The organism is Frankia sp. Mgl5 (assembly GCF_023242985.1).
GTDB lineage: Bacteria > Actinomycetota > Actinomycetes > Frankiales > Frankiaceae > Parafrankia > Parafrankia soli.
In genome coordinates this window covers 1-252 of the sequence record NZ_JALKFY010000239.1, presented here as the reverse complement: position 1 = coordinate 252, position 252 = coordinate 1, and the positions used below count along the sequence as shown (strand labels likewise).

General features: G+C 56.0%; 1 pseudogene. It reads left to right on the top strand.

Going from position 1 to position 252, the window contains the following annotated elements:
* Positions 1-252 (top strand): annotated as a pseudogene (locus tag MXD62_RS40325) (amidohydrolase family protein); the annotation flags it as partial.

Below are 252 nucleotides of genomic sequence, written 5' to 3'. Positions count from 1 at the left end.
AAACCATGTGCTCTAGGCCCACAGCGTTCATCTCACGCGAAAAGATATTGGCTTTTTGCGAGGCATGCGTGGACGTATCGCCCACAATCCGGTCAGCAATTTGAAGCTGGGCTGCGGCATCGCTCCGATCATGGACATGGCTCATCAGGGCATTACCGTAGGATTGGGTACCGATGGGGCGGGCAGCGCTACGACACTCGATCTGTTTGCGGAGATGAAAGCTGCCGCCTGGCTGCAGAAGCTGGATTATGG